This window comes from Pseudomonas sp. NFX71, assembly GCF_048079215.1.
In the GTDB taxonomy this organism is placed as follows: domain Bacteria; phylum Pseudomonadota; class Gammaproteobacteria; order Pseudomonadales; family Pseudomonadaceae; genus Aquipseudomonas; species Aquipseudomonas fluorescens_B.
On the sequence record NZ_CP182230.1, the window covers coordinates 5,149,245 to 5,173,350 of the forward strand.

23 protein-coding genes are annotated in these 24,106 nt (G+C 58.6%); 6 read left to right on the top strand and 17 right to left on the bottom strand.

Features of this window, described 5'->3' with window-relative positions:
• Positions 1-33: 33 nt before the first annotated feature.
• From nhaB to ACM1ZW_RS24105, 3 genes are all read right to left on the bottom strand, one after another.
• On the bottom strand, positions 34-1,536 hold the full coding sequence (gene nhaB / locus ACM1ZW_RS24095; RefSeq protein ID WP_416739507.1) for a sodium/proton antiporter NhaB: 1,503 nt from the start codon (positions 1,534-1,536) through the stop codon (positions 34-36).
• Between the two features lie 78 nt (positions 1,537-1,614).
• On the bottom strand, positions 1,615-2,904 hold the full coding sequence (locus ACM1ZW_RS24100; protein ID WP_017338681.1) for a delta-60 repeat domain-containing protein: 1,290 nt from the start codon (positions 2,902-2,904) through the stop codon (positions 1,615-1,617).
• Positions 2,905-3,184: 280 nt separating this feature from the next.
• Positions 3,185-3,451 carry a hypothetical protein gene (locus ACM1ZW_RS24105; protein ID WP_017338682.1) on the bottom strand — a complete coding sequence of 89 codons (267 nt, stop codon included), beginning with the start codon at positions 3,449-3,451 and terminating at the stop codon, positions 3,185-3,187.
• 343 nt (positions 3,452-3,794) lie between these two features.
• Between ACM1ZW_RS24105 and ACM1ZW_RS24110 the strand changes: the two genes are divergently transcribed.
• Positions 3,795-5,120 (top strand): sigma-54 dependent transcriptional regulator, encoded by a 1,326-nt coding sequence (locus ACM1ZW_RS24110; protein WP_017338683.1) that lies wholly within the window; start codon positions 3,795-3,797, stop codon positions 5,118-5,120.
• A gap of 68 nt (positions 5,121-5,188) precedes the next feature.
• Here the strand turns inward: ACM1ZW_RS24110 and ACM1ZW_RS24115 are convergent, their stop codons facing one another.
• From ACM1ZW_RS24115 to ACM1ZW_RS24155, 9 genes are all read right to left on the bottom strand, one after another.
• Positions 5,189-6,469 carry a hypothetical protein gene (locus ACM1ZW_RS24115; RefSeq protein ID WP_416739508.1) on the bottom strand — a complete coding sequence of 427 codons (1,281 nt, stop codon included), beginning with the start codon at positions 6,467-6,469 and terminating at the stop codon, positions 5,189-5,191.
• A gap of 45 nt (positions 6,470-6,514) precedes the next feature.
• Positions 6,515-7,255, bottom strand: coding sequence for a hypothetical protein (locus ACM1ZW_RS24120; protein ID WP_414879131.1), 741 nt, complete (start codon positions 7,253-7,255; stop codon positions 6,515-6,517).
• Positions 7,256-7,288: 33 nt separating this feature from the next.
• On the bottom strand, positions 7,289-7,969 hold the full coding sequence (locus tag ACM1ZW_RS24125; protein WP_414879130.1) for a C39 family peptidase: 681 nt from the start codon (positions 7,967-7,969) through the stop codon (positions 7,289-7,291).
• 63 nt (positions 7,970-8,032) lie between these two features.
• Complete coding sequence (locus tag ACM1ZW_RS24130) at positions 8,033-9,340, bottom strand: heme utilization protein (RefSeq protein ID WP_416739509.1); 1,308 nt, start codon at positions 9,338-9,340, stop codon at positions 8,033-8,035.
• A 52-nt stretch (positions 9,341-9,392) separates the two neighbouring features.
• Complete coding sequence (locus ACM1ZW_RS24135) at positions 9,393-9,965, bottom strand: hypothetical protein (RefSeq protein ID WP_017338688.1); 573 nt, start codon at positions 9,963-9,965, stop codon at positions 9,393-9,395.
• A gap of 1 nt (position 9,966) precedes the next feature.
• Positions 9,967-10,392 (bottom strand): hypothetical protein, encoded by a 426-nt coding sequence (locus ACM1ZW_RS24140; protein ID WP_414879127.1) that lies wholly within the window; start codon positions 10,390-10,392, stop codon positions 9,967-9,969.
• 318 nt (positions 10,393-10,710) lie between these two features.
• Complete coding sequence (locus ACM1ZW_RS24145) at positions 10,711-11,235, bottom strand: AAA family ATPase (protein WP_414879126.1); 525 nt, start codon at positions 11,233-11,235, stop codon at positions 10,711-10,713.
• Positions 11,232-11,795 carry a nicotinamide riboside transporter PnuC gene (gene pnuC / locus ACM1ZW_RS24150; RefSeq protein WP_017338691.1) on the bottom strand — a complete coding sequence of 188 codons (564 nt, stop codon included), beginning with the start codon at positions 11,793-11,795 and terminating at the stop codon, positions 11,232-11,234. The genes ACM1ZW_RS24145 and pnuC overlap by 4 nt, the downstream gene beginning before the upstream one ends.
• Positions 11,796-11,987: 192 nt before the next feature.
• On the bottom strand, positions 11,988-13,622 hold the full coding sequence (locus ACM1ZW_RS24155; RefSeq protein ID WP_017338692.1) for a methyl-accepting chemotaxis protein: 1,635 nt from the start codon (positions 13,620-13,622) through the stop codon (positions 11,988-11,990).
• Positions 13,623-13,909: 287 nt separating this feature from the next.
• Here ACM1ZW_RS24155 and ACM1ZW_RS24160 point away from each other — a divergent pair, with 287 nt between their 5' ends.
• Complete coding sequence (locus ACM1ZW_RS24160; protein WP_416739510.1) at positions 13,910-14,740, top strand: undecaprenyl-diphosphate phosphatase; 831 nt, start codon at positions 13,910-13,912, stop codon at positions 14,738-14,740.
• Positions 14,737-15,165, top strand: coding sequence for a DUF1294 domain-containing protein (locus tag ACM1ZW_RS24165; RefSeq protein ID WP_017338694.1), 429 nt, complete (start codon positions 14,737-14,739; stop codon positions 15,163-15,165). The genes ACM1ZW_RS24160 and ACM1ZW_RS24165 overlap by 4 nt, the downstream gene beginning before the upstream one ends.
• On the opposite strand, the gene ACM1ZW_RS24170 is transcribed toward ACM1ZW_RS24165, so the two are convergent.
• Positions 15,162-15,521 (bottom strand): MmcQ/YjbR family DNA-binding protein, encoded by a 360-nt coding sequence (locus tag ACM1ZW_RS24170; protein ID WP_416739511.1) that lies wholly within the window; start codon positions 15,519-15,521, stop codon positions 15,162-15,164. The two genes, ACM1ZW_RS24165 and ACM1ZW_RS24170, sit on opposite strands and share 4 nt — an antisense overlap.
• Complete coding sequence (locus tag ACM1ZW_RS24175; protein ID WP_416739512.1) at positions 15,518-16,426, bottom strand: LysR substrate-binding domain-containing protein; 909 nt, start codon at positions 16,424-16,426, stop codon at positions 15,518-15,520. Before ACM1ZW_RS24175 ends, ACM1ZW_RS24170 begins: the two co-directional genes overlap by 4 nt.
• A 129-nt stretch (positions 16,427-16,555) precedes the next feature.
• Here ACM1ZW_RS24175 and ACM1ZW_RS24180 point away from each other — a divergent pair, with 129 nt between their 5' ends.
• Positions 16,556-17,167, top strand: coding sequence for an FMN-dependent NADH-azoreductase (locus tag ACM1ZW_RS24180; RefSeq protein ID WP_416739513.1), 612 nt, complete (start codon positions 16,556-16,558; stop codon positions 17,165-17,167).
• 281 nt (positions 17,168-17,448) lie between these two features.
• Positions 17,449-18,486 carry an alpha/beta hydrolase family protein gene (locus tag ACM1ZW_RS24185; RefSeq protein WP_017338698.1) on the top strand — a complete coding sequence of 346 codons (1,038 nt, stop codon included), beginning with the start codon at positions 17,449-17,451 and terminating at the stop codon, positions 18,484-18,486.
• Positions 18,487-18,631: 145 nt separating this feature from the next.
• On the opposite strand, the gene ACM1ZW_RS24190 is transcribed toward ACM1ZW_RS24185, so the two are convergent.
• Both ACM1ZW_RS24190 and ACM1ZW_RS24195 read right to left on the bottom strand, forming a co-directional pair.
• Positions 18,632-19,819, bottom strand: coding sequence for an MFS transporter (locus ACM1ZW_RS24190; RefSeq protein ID WP_416739514.1), 1,188 nt, complete (start codon positions 19,817-19,819; stop codon positions 18,632-18,634).
• A gap of 217 nt (positions 19,820-20,036) precedes the next feature.
• Positions 20,037-21,626, bottom strand: a complete 1,590-nt coding sequence (locus ACM1ZW_RS24195; RefSeq protein ID WP_007949368.1) for an ABC-F family ATPase — start codon at positions 21,624-21,626, stop codon at positions 20,037-20,039.
• Positions 21,627-22,040: 414 nt separating this feature from the next.
• Between ACM1ZW_RS24195 and lpxO the strand changes: the two genes are divergently transcribed.
• Positions 22,041-22,940, top strand: coding sequence for a lipid A hydroxylase LpxO (gene lpxO, locus ACM1ZW_RS24200; protein WP_031318886.1), 900 nt, complete (start codon positions 22,041-22,043; stop codon positions 22,938-22,940).
• Between the two features lie 136 nt (positions 22,941-23,076).
• On the opposite strand, the gene ACM1ZW_RS24205 is transcribed toward lpxO, so the two are convergent.
• Positions 23,077-23,949: a Ku protein gene (locus tag ACM1ZW_RS24205; protein ID WP_017338703.1), complete on the bottom strand. Its 873-nt coding sequence runs from the start codon at positions 23,947-23,949 to the stop codon at positions 23,077-23,079.
• Positions 23,950-24,106 lie beyond the last annotated feature (157 nt).

Here is a 24,106-nt window from a genome sequence, read left to right on the forward strand (position 1 = left end):
GACCGGCTTGCTCCCACATTGTTTATCGGGTGTTTATAGCCAGTAACTCACCGCGTACCACCCGAGACCACCCATCACCACCGTATAAGGCACCGCCATCCACACCATCCGCCCATACGACAGGCGAATCAGTGGTGCAATCGCCGACGTCAGCAGAAACAGAAACGCCGCCTGACCATTGGGCGTCGCCACACTCGGCAGGTTGGTGCCGGTGTTGATCGCAATCGCCAGTGTCTCGAAATGTTCACGGCTCATTTGCCCGGAGATGAAGGCCTGTTTCACTTCGGTGATGTAGATGGTCGCGACAAACACGTTGTCGCTGATGGCCGACAGCAAGCCGTTGGCAATAAACAGCATGCCCGGTTGTTGATCCGCCGGCAGCGCCAGCACCCAATGGATCAACGGGGTGAATAACTGCTGATCGTGAATCACCGCCACCACCGCAAAAAACACCACCAGCAGCGCTGTGAACGGCATGGCGTCCTTGAACGCACTGCCGAGGCGATGCTCGTCAGTAATGCCAGTGAACGCGGTGATCAGTACGATCACCATCAAGCCGATCAGGCCCACTTCAGCCACATGAAAGGCCAGGCAGCCAATCAGAATCAGCGCCGCCAGCCCCTGAACGATCAGCGCCGCGCGTTGGCGCGAGGTGCGTTCGGCGTTGTCTTCGGCGGCATAGTTGGCCAGCACGGCGCGCACGTTGTCCGGCAGGAGTGTGCCGTAACCGAACCAGCGCAATTTCTCCAGCAGCACGCACGTCACCAGGCCTGCTACCAGCACCGGCAGCGAAACCGGCGCGACTTTCAGAAAGAATTCAGCAAAGTGCCATTCCATTTCGTGGCCGATCAGCAGGTTCTGTGGCTCGCCAACCAGAGTACAGACGCCCCCCAATGCGGTGCCCACGGCGCCGTGCATCAGCAGGCTGCGCAGGAAGGCGCGGAACTGTTCGAGATCTGCGTGATGCAGCTTTGGAAGGTGCTGGTCATCGCCATACTCACTGTCCTGACGCGGATCATTGCCCGAGGCCACGCGGTGATACACCGAGTAGAACCCCACGGCTGCGCTGATGATCACGGCGGTCACGGTCAAGGCATCGAGAAAGGCCGAGAGAAACGCCGACAGGAAGCAGAACATCAACGCCAGCAAGGCCTTGGAGCGAACACCGAGCAGCAGGCGCGAGAACATAAACAGCAGCAGTTCTTTCATGAAGTAAATACCCGCCACCATGAACATCAGCAGCAGGATGACCGGGAAGTTGTGCACCAGTTCGTCATACAGCGCCTGGGGCGTGGTCATCTTCAACAGCAGCGCTTCGATCAGCAGCAAGCCACCGGGCATCAGCGGATAGCACTTGAGCGCCATGGCCAGGGTAAAGATGAACTCCAGCACCAGCAGCCAACCGGCGGCCACCGGACCCACGGTCCACAACACCAGGGCGTTGAGAATCAGGAACCCGAGAATGCTGGCCTTGTACCAGCGAGGTGAGTGCCCGAGAAAATTATGCGCGAACGCTTGAGCCATTGAGCCAGACATCGGCTGCTCCTTGTATTAAGAAGCGCGCAAGTTGCCGTAAGCCGAAGGGAAGATCAAGCGTCGGATAGGTCGGAGCGCCTAACCCAGATACCGTGCGACGACTGCCCGGTAGTTACCATCCAGCGAATGGCCGCCTACAACGATGTTGCCATTGGACTGCACGGCCAGCGAGGTCGCGGTATCCGGGCCGCGGCTCAAACGGGTGCGGACCCAACCGCTGCCATTGCCAAAGCGGCCATCGAGCTGTCCGCCGGGCAGGTGCCGGGCCAGAATGAAATCAGCTTCGATGCCCCCGGCTGTAGCGCCGACGGTCAGCACGCTGCCGTCCGCCAGAACCTGGGCGGCGGTCCACTGGCAGCCGTTGTGGCCAATTTCCAGTAATTGCGGTTGGCCGCCGTTGCAGTGAATGTCCGGGCGACCATTGCTATGGACTTTCAGGACCATGCACTGCATAGGGTCGCGGCTGCTGCCAACACATTGCAGGTCGCCACTGTGTTGCTGGACGATCTGGCTGACCTGAGCATGACGTCCCTGTGCCATGAAACCCATGAAACCATCCACGGCGAAACTTTCGTCGAGGCTGCCGTTGCTGTGATAACGCGCCAGCAGGCCTTCTTCAGGAAAGTTGATCGAGCCGCCGACCAGAATCCGTCCGTCAGGTTGCACCAGCAGGCTACTCAGCCAAGTGTTCATCAGCAGATGCCTGACCAGCACGAAGCCGCGTCCGTTGAAGGTATCGTCCAGTGAGCCGTCGGGGTGAAGCCGTACCAGTACGCCGACATGATCGGCCAGTTCGAAATGGTGATTGGCCAGCAAAAGGATTCGCCCGTTGTCCTGCACGCAGACATCACACGCTTCGGCGCCCGGCACGCCAGGCGGCAACCAGGCATCGCGCACGCCTTGGGAAAGATTGCCCGGCAGGCGCACGATACAGCGTCCGTTGTCGCCGAATGACTGGACCGGTTTACCCTGCTGATTGAAAAGCGCGAAGGCGGGCAGGGTTCGGTGCGCATTCTCATAGTGCAGGCCGGCCAACAGGATGCGCCCATCGGCCAGTAGCAGGACTTTGCCGCCCATGGCTTCAAAGCCGGGTTTGAACTGGCTGATGACACTGCCTTGTTGGCCGAAGGCCAGGTCCGCCGAGCCGTCCTCGAGCAGACGTGCCAGGCCAAAGCGGCTGCCACCCGGGGTGCCGACTTTTGCGGCTATCAGCAGCCTGCCCGCGGAATCAATCGCGACGCCATTGGCCATGCTGGAGGTGCTGCCAGCGAAATACACTTGGGTTTTGCCGGAGCCGGCAAAGGACTCATCAAGTTTCCCTGCATCGTTCAGCGCTGCGGGTAAGGCTAAAGCGCTCTGGATTGACATGCACGCGTCTCCTTGCGAGTCGTCGTGATCCAGGAATAGGCGGTGGCGACTGGGGAATCATTCAACGCCTGAATGACCGGTTCCACAACTGAGAGAACTAACAAGCGGAGGGTCGCTTTGTGCCAGAACAGTGTCTTTTCGAACCACTGAAAAGCCAGCCAATGAATTGGCCTTGGGAACTTCGAATAAACGGACGTCGAAAGTGTGTTTGGCGCAGAAGGCCAGCAAACTAACGATTGAGGGGGAGGGGCGGATTACCGGAAGTAATCCGCAAAACGCTTTAGTGCGGCATCGACCACGATTGCAGCGCGTAACCTTCCTGGCTCAGCTCTTTACGGGCTTCTTCCAGAAACTGTTCAAGTTGTGCCGGATCGGTATAGGCACTGCTTGGAATCTGTTTGCGGCCAATACGGGTATTGGTGCGGTCGATGACGGTCAGGCTGAGTTCGCCGTTGCCGTCTTGTGGGGCCCAGGCCACGCATTGAAATGGCTGGAATGCGCGGTCGGCAATCAAAAGAGCTTCGTTGATACGGAGCGGGGCGTTCATGGGATCTTCTCTCTGTATGCCCAATCAAGTGATGTGCCGTCGGTTGGGCTTACCGTTCGGCTGGTTACTTGTACTGATGCCCGCAACCGGGGGGTGGGTCACATACAATTAAAAGAAATTTCAACTTTCTTTCTTCGGTTCAAGGTGCTTGCAGGCTTTGAAAGGTAAATGAAAGGTTCGACTCGTTAGGTAACTAACAAAGTTAGTTCTTATAACTGCTTCCGCGACAGTCCTATAGTCAATCGGTACAAGCAAATGTCAAATTATTGCTAATGTTACAGTCAGGTCTGCCAAATGACTGTTTTTAATAATATTTCCTACAATTTGGCGCCAAGGAACAGTCATGATCGAAGCGCCCGCTTTACGACGCCTGTTAGTGGTGGACCCGTGTGACGACTGCCATCGTCTGCTGCCGGGGTTGCGCGCTGTAGGTTGGGACGTTGATAGCTGCACACTGGAAAATGCCGCCGACCGAACCTGCGACGTTGGCCTGTTGCGTCTGCAGCCGTTCCATCTGGAACGCCCAGAGGCCGTCAAGGAGCTGATCAGCCGCAGCGGCACCGAGTGGATCGCCGTGCTCAACCAGGAAGTCCTGCGGCTGCAAAATGTCGGGGACTTTGTCTGCGAATGGTTTTTCGATTTTCACACCTTGCCGTTCGATGTGTCCCGGGTTCAGGTGACACTCGGCCGGGCGTTCGGCATGGCGCGCTTGCGTGGCCAGGGCACGGTTCACATCGATCAGCCCGAACACGAGCTGCTCGGCGACAGCAAGCCGATTCGCGAGCTGCGCAAACTGCTGAGCAAGCTGGCGCCCACTGAGTCTCCGGTGTTGATTCGCGGTGAGAGCGGAACCGGCAAGGAACTGGTCGCCCGGACCCTCCATCGACAATCCCAGCGGCACAGCAAACCCTTTGTCGCAATCAATTGCGGCGCGATTCCGGAACACCTGATCCAGTCCGAACTGTTTGGTCACGAGAAGGGGGCCTTCACCGGCGCCCATCAACGCAAGATCGGACGGATCGAAGCTGCAAACGGCGGAACCTTGTTTCTCGACGAAATTGGTGACCTGCCTCTGGAGCTTCAAGCCAACCTGCTGCGCTTCCTCCAGGAAAAACACATCGAGCGCGTGGGCGGCAGCCAGCCGATTCCTGTGGATGTACGGGTATTGGCGGCGACACACATTGACCTGGAAGCCGCCATCGAGAAGAAGCGCTTCCGCGAAGATTTGTACTACCGCCTCAATGTGCTGCAAGTGGTCACTGCGCCGCTGCGTGAACGCCATGGCGATCTGTCGATGCTGGCCAACCACTTCTCCCATTTCTACAGCCATGAAACCGGCCGTCGTCCGCGCAGTTTCAGTGAAGACGCGCTGATTGCCATGGGCAAGCATGACTGGCCGGGCAACGTGCGTGAACTGGCCAACCGGGTGCGTCGCGGGTTGGTCCTGGCCGAGGGGCGGCAGATCGAGGCCCGCGACCTGGGGCTGATCAGCCAGCAGACCATCGCTGCACCGATGGGCACCCTCGAGGACTACAAGACACGCGCAGAACGCCAGGCATTGTGCGATGTATTGAACCGCCACAGTGACAACCTGAGTGTCGCCGCCCGGGTGCTGGGCGTGTCGCGGCCAACCTTTTACCGACTGCTGCACAAGCACCAGATCCGCTAGGGCGGGGCGAAACGAAAAGGCCCGCTGCGATGAACTCGCAGCGGGCCTTTTCCATTCAGGTGAAGCGGTTAGAAGTAGTACGGGAATTTCAGGCTGAAGGAAAAGTCTGGCGCGTCGTCGGTTATGCCGATGGCCAGGTTGGGAACGATCGTCAGGTTATCGGAGGCTGCCAGCGTCATGCCGATGTTGAAGTTGGCCGCGTTGTAATCGCTGTTGGAAATCGATTGCCAATCGCCGCCGTCCGGTTTGATCTTGCTCTTGCGGGCGAACTGATCGGTGAACGAGAACGACATACTCATCTTCTCGTTCAAGGCGAATGCAATGCCTGCGCCGACTTGCCAGGAATCGCCCAGTTTCACGTCCCCTTTCACCTTGGAACCGACCTGAGGGCTGATGTCGCTGAAAGAATCCTCCATGTTGTAGGTGTAGGCCAGGGAGCCGAACAGCACGGCCGGGTCGAAAGTCTTGACCAGCGAGATACCCGGGGTGATCGACCAGACACCGTTGCCGGTTGGCAAGTCCTCGGGGACCGCGAGGTTATCGTTGTTCGGGTCCTCGATCAGCTTGATGCCGTAAGGATCCTTGCCGGTCGGTGCCTTGATGCGCAAGGTAGCCACCGCGTCGGGCAGGCTGGCCGACTCATCCAGAAACTTGTAAGCCACGCCCACGTTCACATCGCCGATGGTCGGGTCGCGGGTCACGGTTGCGTCCGACGTCACCGGGCCTGCACCACCCGCGCCGCCTGAGGAATACGTTGATTCGCGATAAACCACGGGAACGTTAACGTCGAACTGCCAGCGTTGCGCCACGTTGTAGCGGGCGGTCAGGTCCAGTGTCCAGTTGTCAGCCTTGATTCGGTCGAGGTTGATGTTGCCAAGGAAAATCGAGTCCAGTGCCAGAAAGCCATTGAGCGTCAGCGCACGCGTATCGAAGTGGGTGTAGGTCAGGCCGGTTTCGACACTGAATTTGCCGCCACCGAAGAAACCGCTGGCTTCGTCATACAGGTTGGAAACGCTTTGCGCAGGTTCGGAATCATCCTTGAGCGATTGGCCGTATGAACTGCCGGTGGTTCCCGGCGCGCCGGCCGCCACCGCCTGGCCACCCCTGGACGTTTCGGCAGGGGATTTGGTCAGGCGCTTGGGCGCCGGTGTCGCAGGTGTTTCTTCGACCTGGCGAACGCGCTGCTCGAGTACCATCAGCGCGTTCTGTTGTGCTTCGTAACGCTGTTTCAACTCCATGAGTTCTTGTTTTAGTGCTTCAACCTGGGGATCCGGAGCTGCGTACAGCATTGTTCCCGGTGCCAGGCTACTCAAACAAACGATAGCCCTGAGCGTCAACGATCGGTGCATGGTTAGCCGTCCCTTCTGAGTGCATCTGATGAGACTGAGCGTAGATCAGAATCCGAGAGCGCGAAGACCTTTAAGTTGATCCAGGTTGCCATTCAGCGAACTGGTAGACGGCAGGTTATCGCGCAGTACAACGTTGATCGTCATCGCGTTGTTGACCTGGTTGCCACCGCCAAGCAATGTCGCGTTTTGCATAAGCCCACCTTGGGCGAGGCGCTGCGCGATGCTCCCCTGGTTGTTACTGGCCACGATGTTGAGCTGCACGCCCGAGCCGGAAGATGAAATGCTCAGCGCCCCGGCACCATTGGCATGGGTCAGGGTTGAACCCGCGGCCAACACTTGCCCTTGGTTGTCCATCTGTGGCGCCTGGCCACCTTTTTGGACGTTGAGATTAACGTTGTTGTAAGCGCTGTTGTTGTCGCCGGCAGCGCGCACCACTTGAGTGACGCCCTGGGTCGTGCTCAAACCGTTACCGCCGCTGACGGTACCGGTGCCCTGGGAAACCGCCGAGCCATTGCCTGTCTGGTCGATCATCGACACATAGAACTGTGGCTTGATGGTTGTTTGCTGAATTTGCATCGAGGACGTTGCCCCGATCACTTGGCCGTTGGCATTTTGCCAAGTGCTGGTCATGACAATCCCGAAACTGACGATCCGTCCAGGCATGACATAGCGGCCTCGCAGGCTCGCCAACTCCTGATCATTCAGTTCGATGGGTTTCAATATCTGTGCCTGGGTTGGCAGGCTGGCGGCCAGGCAGACTACGGCCAGCCAGATTGGAGTCTTCATTGGATGCTCCCGGAGCGTCGTGCTCCATTGTTATTAGAAGAAGTCGCTTCGGATAAATCCGAAGTCCAACAACTCTGCGTCTTGCACCGGGCTGAAGGTGTTGATGCGGTTCTTGGCGGTCAGTGGCAGGGGTGGGTCGAGCAGCGCATTGGCTTTGTCATAGCCCTGGCCAATGACGGCAAAGATGATGCCGTTCCAGCCTTTGACAAAGTCGTCGACTTTGAAACGTTTGTGACCCAGCACCGGATCTCCGATATAGACCCAGCCGTTATGGACTTTTTGCAGCACTACAAAATGTTTGTAGCCACGGATATCCAGGAGTACCACGACCGGAATTTTGATTTCGCTCAACGTTTCCGCCGCTACCCGGTAGCCACGGGCTCGCATGCCGATACTTTCCACGTAACGCTTCATGTCGAGCATGGAGAAGCCCTGGACGCGGACAATGTCTTGATCGGCGTGGGCCAGCATGCCTTCGATGATCTGATCTTCATTCACGTCCAGCCAATAGGCCTGGCGCAAGATGGTCGCCAGCGCAGCTGCGCCGCAACTGAAGTCGGTTTTCTGTTGTACCAGGTCGGCAAATTTACGCTCGCGTACGCTCTGGATCGGCTTGTAAATCACCGCGCCGCCCGGCAGGACGGAAAGCGGCAGTTGTGCAGCCTCGATCACACTGGCCACGCAAAGCAAAACTGCCAAGGCGATAATGCGCATGGTGGGACGCCCTCTGGTTGTGTTGAAAAAAGGCCCCCGTGAGGGGGCCTCCAGAGTCAGCCATCAGAACGATTGGTTGGAAATGGCCAGCGAGTTGCTTTGTTGGTTGCCCACACCGGCAGCCACGTTCACGCCGAGGTTGCCACTGCCGCCATTCACCGAACCACTCAGGGTTGCAGTGTTGGTCACAGGGTTTGCCCAGCCATTTGGGGTCAGGATTTGATAGGAGACGGTGTTGCTCAAATCCCATGTATTGCTTTCGCTGTAGCCCTTAACTTCGTGCTTGGTAGAAGCGGACGATTGCTCGCCTGATTTCTCGTACGAAGAGTCAAACGATTTTGTAAACGAAGAATCGAACGCTTTTTCGAACGAAGAGTCGGTCGAATTGGAGTGCTCTGTATCGACAGATGCATCGAGCGAAGCGTTAAGCGATGCGTCGAAAGAAGCGCTGTGAGTGCGATCTCCATGGCCATAATTAACGGTAACGGATTTGGAACCATCCGCCGCTGCTTCCAGGGAAGCGACTATAGAAGCATGGCTGGTAGCGCTGCTATCGGTGCCTTTTGAACCGCTTGCATCGAAGTGACTGGCACCGCTGGCGTCATAACTGCTGGCACCGCTCTTGGCCCAGTTGCTGGAAGCGCTCTTATCAATGTTCAGCTCGGAGTTATGGCTGAAAGAGGCACTGCCGCTTTTGGTTGTGGTCAGCGTCACCGTAGTCAGCGCGACGTTCTGATCCGCCCTGTTGTTCACGACCAGACCAGGACCATTTTGTTCAGCAGAGGCGGTGGCTGTTGCATTGCCAAGCGGAGCATTGGAGTTGGCAATTGCCATGGTGTTTTTCTGTTGGTTGAGGTCGCCACCAGCAATGTTGATCCCCATGTTGCCGTTGCCGCCATTGCCCGACTGGCTCATCACCGCAGAGGCTGTGGTGTTGTAGTTGTCGACCTTGTTGTTGTTGCTGTACTGCTTGACGGTGGCAGTGGCAGTGGCAACGCCGAACACGAAGGAGTTATCGAGAGCGGAGGTGGCGCCGGCGTTCGCGATAGCAGCAGCGTTGTCCTGTTGGTTGCCGGCGCCTGCCGCGACGTTGACGCCGACGTTGCCGCTGGCGCCTGTGGCAGAGCCGCTCATCTCGGCGTTGTTCACAGTCCCTTGGTTAAGGATGCGGTTGCCGGTACTGCTCTGTTTGTCGTTGGCATTGGCAGTCGCGTAGACAGGGATTTTGGTAGGAGGAGGGGTGTGGTGACCGTTGTTATTATGACCATTGTGGTGGTCATCGTTACGACGATCGTTGCCAGCTTGTACAGCAACAGCCATGAGCGCAGCAATTGCGAAAACCAGAGGCTTGAGTGCCATCGAAGGTTTCATGGTGATTCTCCGTACTTATTTTAGGTTAAGTGTTGTAACTACCTTTTTTGGGTCAGTCCGCGACCCGTACGCTCAGGGTATTGGCCATTCGGTTTCCTACCCCGGCGCTCTGATTCAACTGGATCACCCCACGGCTACCGGTGAAAGCCTGGTCACTGGTAGTGACCTGGCGGAGGCCTGGTGCAGAGGCAGTTGGATCGGAGTTGTTGAGCAGCGCCACGTTCTGTTGCATGAGGACGCTGTCGTCGATACTTTGCGGTTGTTTACTGATGCTGATCCGCAGGGCATTGGCTTGCTGGTTGCTGGCACCCGCGCTCTGGTTTACGCCCAGAACACCGTTGCCATGGCTGAAGGAGTCGCCTTGAATGCTGGCTCGAGCATCCATCCTGGGGTCGACCTGCGTATTCAGCCGTTGGCGAATCTGAGTGGTCGCGCTGGCCGCATCGCCAATGGCGATGGCCCGGGCGTTGGCCTGTTGCTGCTGATCGCCCGCGGCCTGGTTGACCGCGAAGTTGCCTTGGTACTGACTACCGGACCCATTGATGTCGGCGTTATTGATGATGGGTGGTTGAGCAAAGCTCGACGCACTGCAAAGCATGGCGACAATCAGCAGTTTGCGATTCATCTCATTGGCCTCCCGTGATGATTTTCAGACCGCCCAGGCCTCGCTGAACGCTTGAATTGACCAGGTTGGAGATGCCGTTGCCCGAACTTCCCCGTCCGGCGGGGAGGTTGGAAAGCTGATTCTGGGTGGTGATATTGCCGCCCAGATTGGTGTTGTTTAAATTGACCAGGCGTGTGATACCCGCACCACTGGCGACGTTGGCAAAATCGCCGTCGTTCAGTTCGCTCGTCTGATTGAGAATTAGCTTGGAGGGGTTGGCATTGGCGGTCGTGGGGTTAGGGTCGGGAGCTACCGGCGCTTGCACTGCGTTTCGCGTCTGGACATCACGTTTGATAATAATGATGCCGTTGTCCGCCTGAACGGGGCAGACGCTTGAGCCGAGTGCGATCAGCAGGAAGCTATAGATGTTGTTATGAAATTTCCCCACGGCGGCAATTCCTTCTGTAAGAACGCTGGCCCTTGTCAGGGTTGCGAGGAAGAGAGCAGAAGGTGTGCCGGTTTTTGTTTTTCTTTAAAAAACAATTACTTGTATTTAATTGTCGAGGCGGTCAAAAAAATTTTGTAACGCTGCTGAGACACACCCACGCAAAATCACCGTCCATTGCTGGCGCAATTGCTCGTTACGGGGTGTTGTAGGCAATTTGTATCAGTGGCGTAACATTTTCTTGGAGGCGGGCACGGGCAGCTTTAGCCCGCGGGTTTTCGCAGGGGAGAGTGTTTCAGGAATGGACATATATGACGCCTGTCAGGGACTGAGCAAGCGTGTCACAGCCTCGAATACCGCATCCTTGCGTTGATTCCAGTCACCTTGCACAACCTGGTAAGGCTGACGATGCAGCTCAAGCCACTGGTGGCTGGCCTGGAAAAACGCCTTGCGTTCTTCCAGCTGCGGTTGGCAACGCTGGCCATCGTCATGCCAGGGCACCGATTCGGGGCTGAGCAACAAATGCAGGTCGTAGTGCCTGGCCAGCAATGCTCGCTCGACCCACGTCGGGCAAGCGTTAAACAAGGTGCGGCTCCAAAGGATATTGCTCAACAGATGCGTATCGAGAATCAGCAGTCGCGGTTGTTTGGCTCGTGCTTCATCTTCCCAAGTCAGCTGGCCAAGTGCTATTGGCGTTATATCGTCGTAGCAAGTTACACGGGCTTCAGTATCGATGAAATGCCGAACATACTCGCCGACCAAAATGCCGCCAAAGTTGGCGCGAATCTCACTCGAAAGCCAGCTCTTGCCGCTGGATTCGGGCCCGGTCAGTACCAGGACTTTCATGTGCGTAGCGCCGGGTCGGCGCGCCATTCACGCCAGCCTTGCACGGCAATCACGGCGAACAACCCATAGAGCCCGGCGGTCAGGTACATGCCCTTATAGATGAAGAGCCCGACGAAAATCACATCGAGGGTGATCCACAGTGGCCAGCATTGAACGCGCTTTTGCGCCATCCACACCTGCGCCACCAGGCTGAAGCCAGTCAACGCCGCATCGAGCCAGGGTTGGGCGGCATCGGTCCAGTGCGCCATGGCCGCGCCGAGCATCAGACTGCCGACGGCACCAATGGCCAGGCCTGACACGACCGATTCTCCCTTGAGCTGGCTAACCCGCCGCCCCTGTCGCGCAGCCCCCGCGCGCGTCCATTGCCACCAGCCATAGAGTTGCAACGCGGCGTAGATCACCTGCAACAGCATGTCCGAATAAAGCTTCACTTCAAAAAACACCCAGCTGTAAAGCGACACCATGACCAGGCCAATCGGCCAGCACCAGGGGTTCTGTTTGACCGTCAACCAGACGGCAATCACACCGAGGGAGGCGGCAAACAGTTCAAGCCCGGACATGGAGGTTCCTTGGGGAAATCGTAGAGGGGGGCGGATTGTACCGGGATTGTGGCGAGGAGGCTTCTGTGGCGAGCGAGCTTTTGTGGCGAGGGGACTTGTCCCCGTTGGACCGCGGAGCGGTCCCAAAAGATCGACGACTGCTTCGCAGCCGAACGGGGATAAATCCCCTCGCCACAGAGATTGGTGTCTGGATTACACGCGGAACTGCTTGAGCAAACCGTTCAACTGCTCGCTCAGATCCTTGAGCCGCACGCTCGCCATACTCGACTGTTCCGCCGCCAGCGCCGTGCTGTGGGACAAACCGGCGGCCTGGGTGACGTTCTGGTTGATGTCCTCGACCACGTGGGCCTGTTGCAGGGTGGCGCTGGCGATGGAGGCGTTCAGGCCGTTGAGGTTGCGCAGTGCCTGGCCAATGGCATTCAGGCTCGCACCGGCCAGGCCGGCTTGTTCGATGGTCAGCTGCGATGCGCGACTGCTGTCGCCAATGACCTTGACCGCCGCTTCGGAGTGGCCTTGCAGGCGTTCGATCATCGACTGGATCTCGGCGGTGGACTTCTGCGTGCGCTGGGCCAGCAGACGCACCTCATCCGCCACGACGGCAAACCCGCGACCTTGCTCGCCGGCCCGGGCGGCCTCGATGGCGGCGTTGAGGGCGAGCAGGTTGGTTTGCTCGGCGATAGAGCGGATCACTTCCAGCACGCTGCCGATCTGAGTGCTTTCGGTGGCGAGCGTACGGATGACTTCCACAGCCTGATCAATGGTGCCGGACAACGTGTCGATCTGTTGCAGGCTGCTGTCGATGTTGACCTGGCCCTGCTGCGCCTGGGATTCGGCATCGCGCATTTCGCTGGCCGCTTGCTCGGCATTCTTGGCGACATCCTGCACGCCGTACGTCACTTCATTGATGGCCGTGGCCACCAGCTCCATCTGCTGGGATTGCTGCTGACTGCGTTGCTGGGCCTGCGCGGCGTCGTTGCCCAGCTCGCTGGACGACTGGCCCAAAGCGCTGGCGGACACCTGCAATTGACCGATCACCAACCGCAGTTTGGCGGTAAAGGCATTGAAGTGGCGGGCCAATTGCGTCACTTCATCCTGGCCATGGGTATCGAGGCTGCGGGTCAGGTCGCTTTCACCGCTGGCAATATTGGCCATGGCGTTCACGGTTTCCTGGAGCGGGCGCACGATGCTGCGAGCAATCAGGATCACCAGCAGGGCCATGATGGCGGCAATCACCAGCCCGACGACGGTCGCTTTCCAGACCTGGGCCATGAACTCGGCTTGCATGTCATCGATGTACACGCCCGAGCCGATCACCCAGCCCCATGGCTCGAACAGTTTGACGTAGGACGTTTTTGCCACCGGCTCGCTGGCGCCCGGTTTCGGCCAGCGATAGTCGATTGCGCCGGCGCCCTTGGCTTTGGCGAGGGCGACCATTTCGTTGAACAGCGCAAACCCGTCCGGGTCGCGAATCGCCGAGAGGTTCTGGCCATCGAGTTTCGGGTTGGCCGGGTGCATGATCATCACCGGCGTCAGGTCGTTGATCCAGAAGTAGTCGTTCTGGTCATACCGCAGGCCGCGAACGGCGGTCATCGCCTGTTTCTGCGCGGCCTCGCGTGTGAGCGTGCCGGCAGTTTCCAGGTCATGGTAATAGGTCAGAATGCCGCTGGCGGTCTGCACCACGTGCTGGGTTTTCTGCGCCTTGGCGTGATAAAGGTCTTCGTGGATCTGCTTGAGCATCAACACGCCCAACGTCAAAAGCATCATGACGGCCACGATCAAAATGAGCCACAAGCGGCGGCTGATCGACATATTTCGCAAGCTGTTCATAACGCTGTCACCCCGGTTTCTTTTTCTTGTAATAAATGATCGCCGGCATCCAACCACACTTTGCCGATCGGGCATATCCGACCCAAGTCCAATAACGTGGCAGCGTTATTCAGCCTTGTCTGATAGGATTTCGGCCCCGCACGGAAAAACCTGAATCCAAGTCGATGTTTCACGGAATTTTTACGGTTCCGTCCGGATTCTGTGCGCGCGGGTCTTTTGGCTACGCTGACTGTTCTTGAAAAAATATTAACGGGGCATGCCGTTGCGCATCGCCTTTTGGGGGATTGATGGATCTTTGGACCGCCTTGCAGGCATTGATACTTGGCGTTGTAGAAGGGCTGACGGAGTTTTTGCCGATTTCCAGTACCGGACACCAGATTATTGTGGCCGACGTGCTCAATTTCGGTGGTGAGCGGGCCATGGCGTTCAACATCATTATTCAGCTCGGCGCGATTCTCGCCGTGGTCTGGGAATTCCGGCGCAAGATTTTTGATGTCGTCATTGGTTTGCCGACGCAGCCAAACGCCCGGCGCTTTACTGCCAACCTGCTGATTGCCTTCCTGCCGGCGGTGGTATTGGGGGTGATCTTTGCCGACCTGATCCACCATTACCTGTTCAACCCGATCACCGTGGCCACGGCATTGGTCGTGGGCGGCATCGTGATGTTGTGGGCCGAGCAGCGTCAGCACGAAGTACACGCCGAAACCGTCGATGAGATCACCTGGAAAGATGCCTTGAAAGTTGGCTTCGCCCAGTGCCTGGCGATGATTCCGGGCACCTCGCGTTCAGGCTCGACGATCATTGGTGGTTTGCTGTTCGGGCTGTCGCGCAAGACCGCCACCGAGTTTTCGTTTTTCCTCGCGATGCCGACCATGGTCGGCGCGGCGGTCTACTCGGGCTACAAGTATCGCGACCTGTTCGTACCGGCTGATTTTCCGGTGTTCGCCATCGGTTTCATCACCGCGTTCATCTTCGCGATGATTGCCGTCAGAGGCTTGCTCAAGTTCATCGCCAGCCACAGCTACGCGGCGTTCGCCTGGTATCGCATTGCGTTTGGTCTGGTGATCCTGGCCACCTGGCAGTTCGGCTGGGTGGACTGGACTGCGGTCAAGCCATGAATGATGCCGGCAGGAGCAGCAGCCCCGGACGCAATTCCGGAGGGCAGATCCAGAACCCCAGGCTGAAACTGCTGGTGTTCGCGGCCGTGTGCGCGCTGCCGTTGGTGGGCTCGTTGTCGTTCTGGCTGCGCGGGATTTCGCTGATACCCCTGGCGGCCTACGGCATCGTCAGCGTGTTGGCGTTCTTCCTTTATTGGAGCGACAAGCGCAAGGCCCGCACCGACACCTGGCGTACGCCGGAGAACGTGCTGCATGCAGTTGAACTCGCCGGCGGCTGGCCGGGCGCCTTGGTCGCCCAGCAGGTGTTCCGGCACAAGACGCGCAAAGTGTCATTTCAACTGCTGTTCTGGATGATCGTGTTGCTGCATCAAGTGTTCTGGATTGATCAGCTGTTCCTGGGGGCAAACCTGTTGGCGCTGTTCTAAAGCAGCAGTCCGACCTGCGTGCGCTTGGGCAGCTTGCTTACCACCAGTTGATGGGAACGTTGCAACAGGCTTTGCAGTTCTTCGGCGCCCAGCGGGTAGGGCGTTTGCATGATGATCCACTGGGCCCGCGCCAGGTACGGCGCCGGGTGAACGCCCGGGCGGTCGCAATGCCCCAGAAACAGGTCCTTGTCGACCTTGAAGGCGAGGGATTCGCCCCGCAGGTTCTGCAGGGCGAACATCTTGTTCCCGGCAATCGAAAACACCCGCACGCCACCCCACTTGTAGTCTTCCCGCGCTCCCGGCAGCGCCAGGCAGTACTGCGCGACATCCTCTTCGCTCATGCGTCCAGCCTTCATATCAATCGGTCCCCACAGGCATTGAATGATTCGATCAAATGGTCGAGCCAGGCGCGCACCGCCGGCATGACCCCGCGCCGGTGAGGGTAGACCGCTTGCAGCCAGCCGCCAGGCAACGACCAGTCAGGGAGCAATTGCACCAGCGCGCCGCTTTCCAGTTCCTGCTCGCAATACATCATCGGCAGCATGGTAAAGCCCTGGCCGGCGAGTGTGCAGGCCTTGCGCACGATGAAGTCGTCGATGCCCAGTCGGGCTTCGAGCGCAAGTTCATGGCTTTTACCCTGTTGATCGAGCATGCGGATATGCACCATGCGGTCGGCTTCAAGGGCGCCAAGCACCGGCAAGCCCTTGAGCTCCTCGGGATGATTGATCGCTCGCCCATGGAGAAAGTCCGGACTGGCCACCATCAGCATCTGCGCCTGACGCAGGCGTCGGGTGACCAGCAACGGGTCTTCATCTCCCAATTCACGCACCCGTAGCGCGACGTCGACGCCCTCGGTCACCAGGTCGACCCGGCGGTTGAGCAGCATCACTTCCAGTTGAACCTGCGGGAATTTTTCGAGAAACCGACTGATCACCGTCGGCAGCATTTCGTGAGCCAGCCCGACGGGGCAGGACACCCGCAAGCGTCCGCGGGGTTCGCTGGACATGCTGGCCACGGCTTCATCGGCCATCTCGGCTTCCAGCAGCATGGCCTGGCAGTGCCGCAAATAACGTTCGCCCACGGCGGTCAACTTCAGTTGCCGGGTGGTGCGTTGCAACAGGCGCGCGCCAAGGCGTTCTTCCAGCTCGGCGATCCGCCGCGACAAGCGCGACTTGGGAATCCCCAGCACACGCCCGGCTGCAGCGAAACCGCCGGCTTCGACCACCTTGGCGAAGTAGTAGAGGTCATTGAGGTCTTGCATGGTGTTAACCCGATTGTTCTATCAGTGAGACGAACTATCGCATTGTTGCAGTCTAATCAGCTATTGGTTTCGTCTGTAGGATTGTCTCCATCAGATCGCCCCGTGGCGATCCTCACCTGGAGATCCCACATGAAACTGCTGCATATCGATTCGAGCATTCTTGGTGACAACTCGGCTTCCCGTCAGCTGAGCAGTGAAGTCGTCAAAGCCTGGCAAGCCGCCGAGCCGAGCGTCGTGGTGACTTACCGCGACCTGGCCAGCGATGCCATCAGCCATTTCTCCGCCACGACCCTGGTCGCCGCCGGCACCGCCGCCGAACTGCGCAATGCCGCCCAGCAGCACGAAGCCGAACTGAGCGCCTCGACGCTGGCCGAATTCCTCGCCGCCGATGCCGTAGTCATTGCCGCGCCGATGTACAACTTCACCATCCCGACCCAACTCAAGGCCTGGATCGACCGCATCGCCGTTGCCGGTCAGACCTTCCGCTACACCGAAGCCGGCCCTGAAGGCCTGTGCGGTGGCAAGAAAGTCGTGATCGTGTCGACTTCCGGCGGCTTGCATGCCGGTCAGGCGACTGGCGTGGCTCACGAAGAGTATTTGAAAGTGCTGTTCGGCTTCATCGGCATCACCGACATCGAATTCGTCCGTGCTCACGGCCTGGCTTACGGTGACGAAGTGCGCACCAAAGCCATGAGCGACGCTCACACGCAAATCAGCGAGCAACTGTTCGCTGCCGCGTAAGGCTTGCGTAAAGGTGTAAATCAGCTCGAGCAACACCCCAAAAAACTCTGTATTCTGAACACGCAAGTGTCAGATGCGGAGTTTTTTGTTTCTGACTATTTCTACTGGCTTTTTCTAGTTGTGTCTTCAATCGTTCAAGTTGTGGCCCAGGTTATGCAGTCGAGGGTTGATGTCCCCGTTCTGTCACGACCAGGGTGGCCGCCATTGCTGGTACAAGGCCGCTTCCTCGGTAGTCGATGGAGAACGGGCTTTCCGGTCAAGTAACAAAGGTGGGGCATCCCATGGTGCGTCTTTGTGCAACGTTACTGATTTGCCTGCTCAGCAGCCTGAATTCAGTGCACGCCGCGCCTGCGCCACATCCTCACTGGAGCGTCGGCTTCCATGAGATGAGTTTTCTCGACCCGCTGGACCTGCAACCGATGCGCGCCATCGCGTTCTACCCCTCCAGCGACCGGGAACACACCAGCCAACTCGAGGGCTACACGGTCGAAGCGGGCGAAGACACCCGCGTCGCCATCGGCCGTTTCCCGATGCTGATGCTGTCCCACGGCAACACCGGCACGCCGCTGGCCCTGCATGACCTCGCCACGTCGCTGGCGCGCAAGGGTTTCGTGGTGGTGGCGGTGATTCATCCCGGCGACAACTCCAAAGACCACAGCCGCCTCGGCACCTTGAGCAACCTGTACGGTCGGCCGATCCAGATTTCCGAAGCCATTACCGCCACCCTGGGCGACCGCATGCTCGCGCCGTTCGTCAATGCCGACCAGGTCGGGGTGATCGGTTACTCGGCGGGCGGGGAGACGGCGCTGATTCTGTCCGGAGCGACGCCTGATCTGGACCGGTTGCGTCGCTACTGCCAGGAACGCCCGGACGACCGCGATGCCTGCAACACCCAAGGCGAGTTGATCGTCGACCGCGATGACCTGCAACCGGTGGCGGACCCTCGGGTTCACGCGCTGCTGCTGATGGCGCCGCTGAGCCTGAAGTTCGGCCGTCACACCCTGGCCGACGTGCATGTGCCGGTGCTGCTTTACAGCGGCGACGGCGACAAACTGGTGGCCTTCGACAAAAACGCCGCGGCGCTGGCGCGCAAACTGCCGATCGCGCCTGACTTCAAGTTATTGGCCGGGGCAGGGCACTTCGTGTTCATGGCGCCGTGCAACGAAGAACAGATCGCCGCTATGCCGGCGCTGTGCACCGATGCCGACGGCGTTGACCGCGAAGACATTCACCGAAACATGATCTCCGAAGCGGGACGGTTCTTTTCCCATGCGCTGGGCGTGCCGACCCGTGCGGGGATGCAAACTGCTGATCAATGATCTACCCAGTGGGAACCAGCCCCTGTGGCGAGGGAGCTCGCTCCCGCTCGGCTGCGAAGCAGTCGCAAAGCTTTTGGGGCCGCTTCGCGACCCAGCGGGAGCAAGCTCCCTCGCCACAGGGGCTGTTCCACACTGATTACGGGTGTCAGGCCATTGCCCGACGTTTCAGCAACAGGGTCAAACCCAGGCCAGTGATCGACAGCAACGCCGCACTCAAGAAAATCCACGAATACCCCAGATTCAACGCCACCGCGCCCATCACCGGTCCGGCAATCGCCAACGCCAGGTCGAAAAACACCGCGTAAGCACTCAACCCCGCACCGCGACTGGAATTGGGCACCTGTTTGATCGCCTCTACCCCCAGCGCCGGATACACCAGCGACAAACCGAACCCGGCCAGGCCGGCACCGACCAGGGCAAAACCGGTCGAAGGCGCGAGCCACAGCAGTACCAGGCCCGCCGTTTCAATGCTCATGCAGGCAATCGCCGAGGTGAATCCACCAAAACGACTGATGGCTGAAATAAACAGCAACCGCGCCAGGATGAAGCAGATCCCGAACACCGTCAGGCAGTACGCGGCGCCAGTCCAGCCACGGCTGAGGTAGTACAGGGTAATGAAGGTGGTCAAGGTGCCGTAGCCGATAGACGCCAGGCTCAGGCTCGCGCCGAAGGGTGCAATGCGCCCGAACACCGCCCAGAACGGCAGGCGTTCACCGCGTACCACCGGCACCGACGGTTTGTTGCGGATGAGCACCAGCGCCAACGCTGCCAGCAAGGACAACGCGATCCCCAGGCTGGCAAAACCATATTCCGCAACCATCACCACGCCCAGCGGCGCGCCAATGGCGATGGCGCCGTAGGACGCGATGCCGTTCCAGGAAATCGAGCGTGCGGTGTGTTCAGCGCCCACTTGGCCCATGCACCAACTGATGGTGCCGACGCCGATCAAGCCCTGTGCGATTCCCAACAACAAGCGGCCGGCGATCAGGATCAACAGACTCGTCAGCGGAAAGCTTTGCAACAGCGTCGACACCAACGTCAACACGCCGCTCAACACAATCCCCGACAACCCGTAAACAATCGCTCGCTTGGTGCCGATGTTGTCCGACATGCGCCCGGCCATCGGGCGGCTGAGCAGGGTGGCGAGGTATTGGGAGCCGATGGTCAGCCCGGCCACGACCGCACTGAAACCGAGCTGCTCATGGACATACCCCGGCAACACCGCTATCGGCAGGCCGATGCAGAGGAAGGCAATAAAGGTATAGAAAACGATGGAGACGATCTGCAGGGTGATCGCCATGGAGCTTTGCGGTGGCAGTGGCTGCGCAGACATGAGGGCTCGTTCGCGGGCGGCGGTGGGAGTACAGCATCATGGCGCGGGCTGCGAATAAAAGGAAGCAGGCTAACGATAACATCAAAAGATCGCAGCCTTCGGCAGCTCCTGCATTGGAATACGTCCCCTGCAGGAGCTGCCGAAGGCTGCGATCTTTGATCTTCAGGCAATAAAAAGCCCCGTCACCAGGACAGGGCTTTCCATTGTCAGCCGGTGTTTAGAACACTACACCTTGGCTGCGCAGGTAATCATCATAAGTACCGCTGAAGTCGATCACGCCGCTGGCGCTCAACTCGATGATGCGGGTCGCCAGCGACGACACGAACTCACGGTCGTGGCTGACGAAGATCAATGTGCCCGGATAGTTTTCCAGCGCCAGGTTCAGCGCCTCGATGGATTCCATGTCCAGGTGGTTGGTCGGTTCGTCCATGATCAGCACGTTCGGCTTTTGCAGGATCAGCTTGCCGAACAGCATGCGACCTTGCTCACCACCGGAGATGACCTTGACCGACTTGAGGATCTCGTCGTTGGAGAACAGCATCCGGCCGAGGGTGCCGCGAACGATTTGCTCGCCACCCTGAGTCCATTGGCCCATCCAGTCGAACAGGTTGCAGTCGTCTTCGAAGTCGTGCGCATGGTCCTGGGCGTAGTAGCCCAGTTCCGCGGCGTCGGTCCACTTCACGGTGCCGGCGTCCGGGGTCAGTTCGTTGACCAGGGTGCGCAGCAGGGTGGTTTTACCGATACCGTTCGGGCCGATGATCGCCACGCGTTCGCCCGCTTCAACCTGGAAGCTGAAGTCCTTGAACAGTGTCTTGCCGTCGAAGCCTTTGGCCATGCGCTCGACGATGACCGCCTGGCGGTGCAGCTTCTTGGTCTGTTCGAAACGGATGAACGGGCTCACGCGGCTGGAAGGCTTGACCTCGGCCAGCTGGATCTTGTCGATCGCCTTGGCGCGGGAAGTGGCCTGCTTGGCTTTCGAGGCGTTGGCCGAGAAGCGGCTGACGAACGATTGCAGTTCCGAAATCTGTGCCTTCTTCTTGGCGTTGTCCGACAGCAGTTGCTCGCGGGACTGGGTCGCCACGGTCATGTACTCGTCGTAGTTGCCCGGGAACAGGCGCAGCTCGCCGTAATCCAGGTCAGCCATGTGGGTGCACACGCTGTTCAGGAAGTGACGGTCGTGGGAGATGATGATCATCAGGCTGGAGCGCTGGGTCAGAATGTTTTCCAGCCAGCGGATGGTGTTGATGTCCAGGTGGTTGGTCGGTTCGTCGAGCAACAGCACTTCAGGATCGGAGAACAGTGCCTGAGCCAGCAAGACCCGCAGCTTCCAGCCTGGGGAAACCTCGCTCATCGGACCGAAGTGTTGCTCGATGCCGATACCCAGGCCCAGCAACAGCTCGCCAGCGCGGGATTCGGCGGTGTAGCCGTCCATTTCGGCGAACTCGGTTTCCAGCTCGGCCACGGCCATGCCGTCTTCTTCGGTCATTTCCGGCAGCGAGTAGATACGGTCGCGCTCGGCCTTGACCTTCCACAGCTCTTCGTGACCCATGATCACGGTATCGATCACGGTGAATTCTTCGTAGGCGAACTGGTCCTGGCGCAATTTACCCAGGCGCACGTTCGGCTCGAGCATGACCTGGCCGCCGGACGGCTCGAGGTCGCCACCGAGGATTTTCATGAAGGTCGATTTGCCGCAGCCGTTGGCGCCGATCAGGCCATAGCGGTTGCCCGCACCGAATTTGACCGAAACGTTTTCGAATAGCGGCTTGGCGCCGAACTGCATCGTGATGTTAGCTGTAGAGATCAAAGGTTTTTCCTGCGAAGCATTCAGAGTAGCTAGGGTTGCGGCAGTACCGATTCAGTACCCGTTTCCGGTTTTCGAACCACAGGAAATGCATCCCGGTCAGAAGCGGAAGGTCCATCTGGCAATAAGTGGACAGCAGCATGTGGAGCGCTTGGCCCGAGTCGAAGTGCGCTGAGACGGGGTTCATTCCCGTCATCAACCAAGGGGGGCGCGTAATGTTTGGCGGCGATTGTACTGGTCTGGCTCTTTAAACGATAGGGCATTGAGGCCGCACGGGTGCTTTGGCGGTACCAGCGGACAGATTTTCACATCTGAACGTTAACTATTGGTTACAAATCGTGGCTAAAATGCCATCTTTCGAACTGATGCCGACAGGCACGGACGCAGTTTGTTCACTTCTGACGTGTGACGATTTCCGTGAAACTCATCATTGCCGCTGTTTATGCTGTATCGATTGCCTATGTGCACCTGCGCGGTCGGGTGCGCCACAAGTTGGGCCGCCAACTGAGCGATCACTCGACGTTTCTGGCGCCGATCAATTGCTTCCTTTATCTGTTCTCGAAAATTCCCAACAAGCCTTACCTCGATCCAGCCGACTTCCCTGACCTGAGCCCATTGCAGACGCATTGGGAAGAAATCCGCGCCGAAGGCCAGAACCTGCTCCGGGCGGGTGAAATCAAGCGTTCGAACCAGTACGACGACGTCGGCTTCAACTCGTTCTTCAAGACCGGCTGGAAACGCTTTTACCTCAAATGGTATGGCGACAGTCATCCTTCGGCGATGAAACTCTGCCCGCGCACCACAGAGCTGGTGCAGAGCATCGGCTCGATCAAGGCCGCGATGTTCGCCGAGTTGCCACCGGGTTCGAAACTGGTGCGTCACCGCGATCCGTATGCCGGTTCCTACCGTTATCACCTGGGCCTGGAAACGCCGAACGACGCGGGCTGCTACATCAACGTCGATGGCGAGAATTATCACTGGCGCGATGGTGAAGCGGTGATATTCGATGAAACCTTCATCCATTACGCTGAAAACACCACGCAGCAGAACCGCATCATTCTGTTCTGCGACATCGAGCGACCGATGAAGTACCGCTGGGCGGCGGCGTTCAACGGCTGGTTCAGCCGTCACGTGATGTCGGCGGCGGGCGCACCGAACGATGTGGGTGACAAGACCGGCGGGATCAATCGCCTGTTCGCCAGAATCTACAAGATTCGCCTGCGCGGCAAAGCGTTGAAGAAGCGTAACCGCAAGCTGTATTACCTGGAGAAGTGGGCGATTTTTGCCGGGTTGCTGGCGGTTTTTGTCTGGATTTGAATTCAGCGTTGCCGCTCATTACGCCATCGCCAGCAGGCTGGCTCCCACAATGAAATGCGTTCCAACTGTGGGAGCCAGCCTGCTGGCGATGAGGCCGGTAGATTCTCCGAAAAACGCTCAGGCACTCTGTAATCGATCAACCACTTGACCGTTTCGTAGCTTTTTTCGCCGCCGCCGGTTTTTCCGCTGACTTCGATTTGGCAGCCGCTTTTCCACCAGCCTTGCCCCCCAAACTGCGCTTGAGCAACTCGGTCAAATCGATAACATCCGCCGTCTTGCGCTCTTCCTCGCCGGTCGCCGTCTCGACATCCTCGATCTTTCCTTCATTCGCCTTCTTCTCGACCAGCGCCATGATCTTGTCTTCGAAACTGTCGCGATAATCGTCCGGGCTCCAGTCGCCGCTCATGTCCTGCACCAACCGTTTGGCCATGTCCAGCTCACCCTTGGCCAATTCCGGTTTGGTCACCTCACTGCCCAGTTCAAGCGTATCGAGGCTGCGTACTTCCGCTGGCCAGCGCAGCATCACCAACACCATCGCCGAGTCCAGCGGCATCAGCGCGGCCAGGTGCTGACGGGTATGCAGAACGACATGGGCGAGGGCGACCTTGTTGGTTTTGCTCAGGGTTTCGCGCAGCAACGCATAGACTTTGCCACCGCGTTTGTCCGGCGCAAGGTAGTAGGGCGTGTCGATGTTTTGCAGGGGAATCTGGTCGGCGTCGACAAAGGAAAAGATATCAATGGTTTGCGTGGATAGCGGATGCGCCGACTTGATCTCTTCCTCACTGAGCACTACATAGCGACCCTTTTCGTACTGCACACCCTTTACGATGTTTTCCTTGGTCACTTCCTTGCCGGTGACCTTGTTCACGCGTTTGTAGCCCACCGGCTCCATGCTGCGGCTGTCGAGCCAGTCGAAATCCACCCCTTGCGAAGACGTCGCCGAGACCAGCGCTACAGGGATATGCACCAGCCCGAAACTGATTGCGCCTTTCCAGATTGCACGTGCCATGGTCGTCTACTCGCGAGTGATGATCAGGTGACCCGTGGCTCGGCGCAAAAGTTTCAGCGGCGAGTGGCCCAGCCCCGCCGGGGAATCAACTTCGTGTTACATCTTGTCGGGGAGGTTTTGGTTAACAAATCCGAACCCTGGGCGTAGCGTGCTATCG

Coding starts and splice junctions, on each gene's coding strand:
- nhaB (WP_416739507.1), bottom strand. CDS start 1,536: ATGTCTGGCTCAATGGCTCAAGCGTTCGCGCATAATTTTCTCGGGCAC.
- ACM1ZW_RS24100 (WP_017338681.1), bottom strand. CDS start 2,904: ATGTCAATCCAGAGCGCTTTAGCCTTACCCGCAGCGCTGAACGATGCA.
- ACM1ZW_RS24105 (WP_017338682.1), bottom strand. CDS start 3,451: ATGAACGCCCCGCTCCGTATCAACGAAGCTCTTTTGATTGCCGACCGC.
- ACM1ZW_RS24110 (WP_017338683.1), top strand. CDS start 3,795: ATGATCGAAGCGCCCGCTTTACGACGCCTGTTAGTGGTGGACCCGTGT.
- ACM1ZW_RS24115 (WP_416739508.1), bottom strand. CDS start 6,469: ATGCACCGATCGTTGACGCTCAGGGCTATCGTTTGTTTGAGTAGCCTG.
- ACM1ZW_RS24120 (WP_414879131.1), bottom strand. CDS start 7,255: ATGAAGACTCCAATCTGGCTGGCCGTAGTCTGCCTGGCCGCCAGCCTG.
- ACM1ZW_RS24125 (WP_414879130.1), bottom strand. CDS start 7,969: ATGCGCATTATCGCCTTGGCAGTTTTGCTTTGCGTGGCCAGTGTGATC.
- ACM1ZW_RS24130 (WP_416739509.1), bottom strand. CDS start 9,340: ATGAAACCTTCGATGGCACTCAAGCCTCTGGTTTTCGCAATTGCTGCG.
- ACM1ZW_RS24135 (WP_017338688.1), bottom strand. CDS start 9,965: ATGAATCGCAAACTGCTGATTGTCGCCATGCTTTGCAGTGCGTCGAGC.
- ACM1ZW_RS24145 (WP_414879126.1), bottom strand. CDS start 11,235: ATGAAAGTCCTGGTACTGACCGGGCCCGAATCCAGCGGCAAGAGCTGG.
- pnuC (WP_017338691.1), bottom strand. CDS start 11,795: ATGTCCGGGCTTGAACTGTTTGCCGCCTCCCTCGGTGTGATTGCCGTC.
- ACM1ZW_RS24155 (WP_017338692.1), bottom strand. CDS start 13,622: ATGAACAGCTTGCGAAATATGTCGATCAGCCGCCGCTTGTGGCTCATT.
- ACM1ZW_RS24160 (WP_416739510.1), top strand. CDS start 13,910: ATGGATCTTTGGACCGCCTTGCAGGCATTGATACTTGGCGTTGTAGAA.
- ACM1ZW_RS24165 (WP_017338694.1), top strand. CDS start 14,737: ATGAATGATGCCGGCAGGAGCAGCAGCCCCGGACGCAATTCCGGAGGG.
- ACM1ZW_RS24170 (WP_416739511.1), bottom strand. CDS start 15,521: ATGAAGGCTGGACGCATGAGCGAAGAGGATGTCGCGCAGTACTGCCTG.
- ACM1ZW_RS24175 (WP_416739512.1), bottom strand. CDS start 16,426: ATGCAAGACCTCAATGACCTCTACTACTTCGCCAAGGTGGTCGAAGCC.
- ACM1ZW_RS24180 (WP_416739513.1), top strand. CDS start 16,556: ATGAAACTGCTGCATATCGATTCGAGCATTCTTGGTGACAACTCGGCT.
- ACM1ZW_RS24185 (WP_017338698.1), top strand. CDS start 17,449: ATGGTGCGTCTTTGTGCAACGTTACTGATTTGCCTGCTCAGCAGCCTG.
- ACM1ZW_RS24190 (WP_416739514.1), bottom strand. CDS start 19,819: ATGTCTGCGCAGCCACTGCCACCGCAAAGCTCCATGGCGATCACCCTG.
- ACM1ZW_RS24205 (WP_017338703.1), bottom strand. CDS start 23,949: ATGGCACGTGCAATCTGGAAAGGCGCAATCAGTTTCGGGCTGGTGCAT.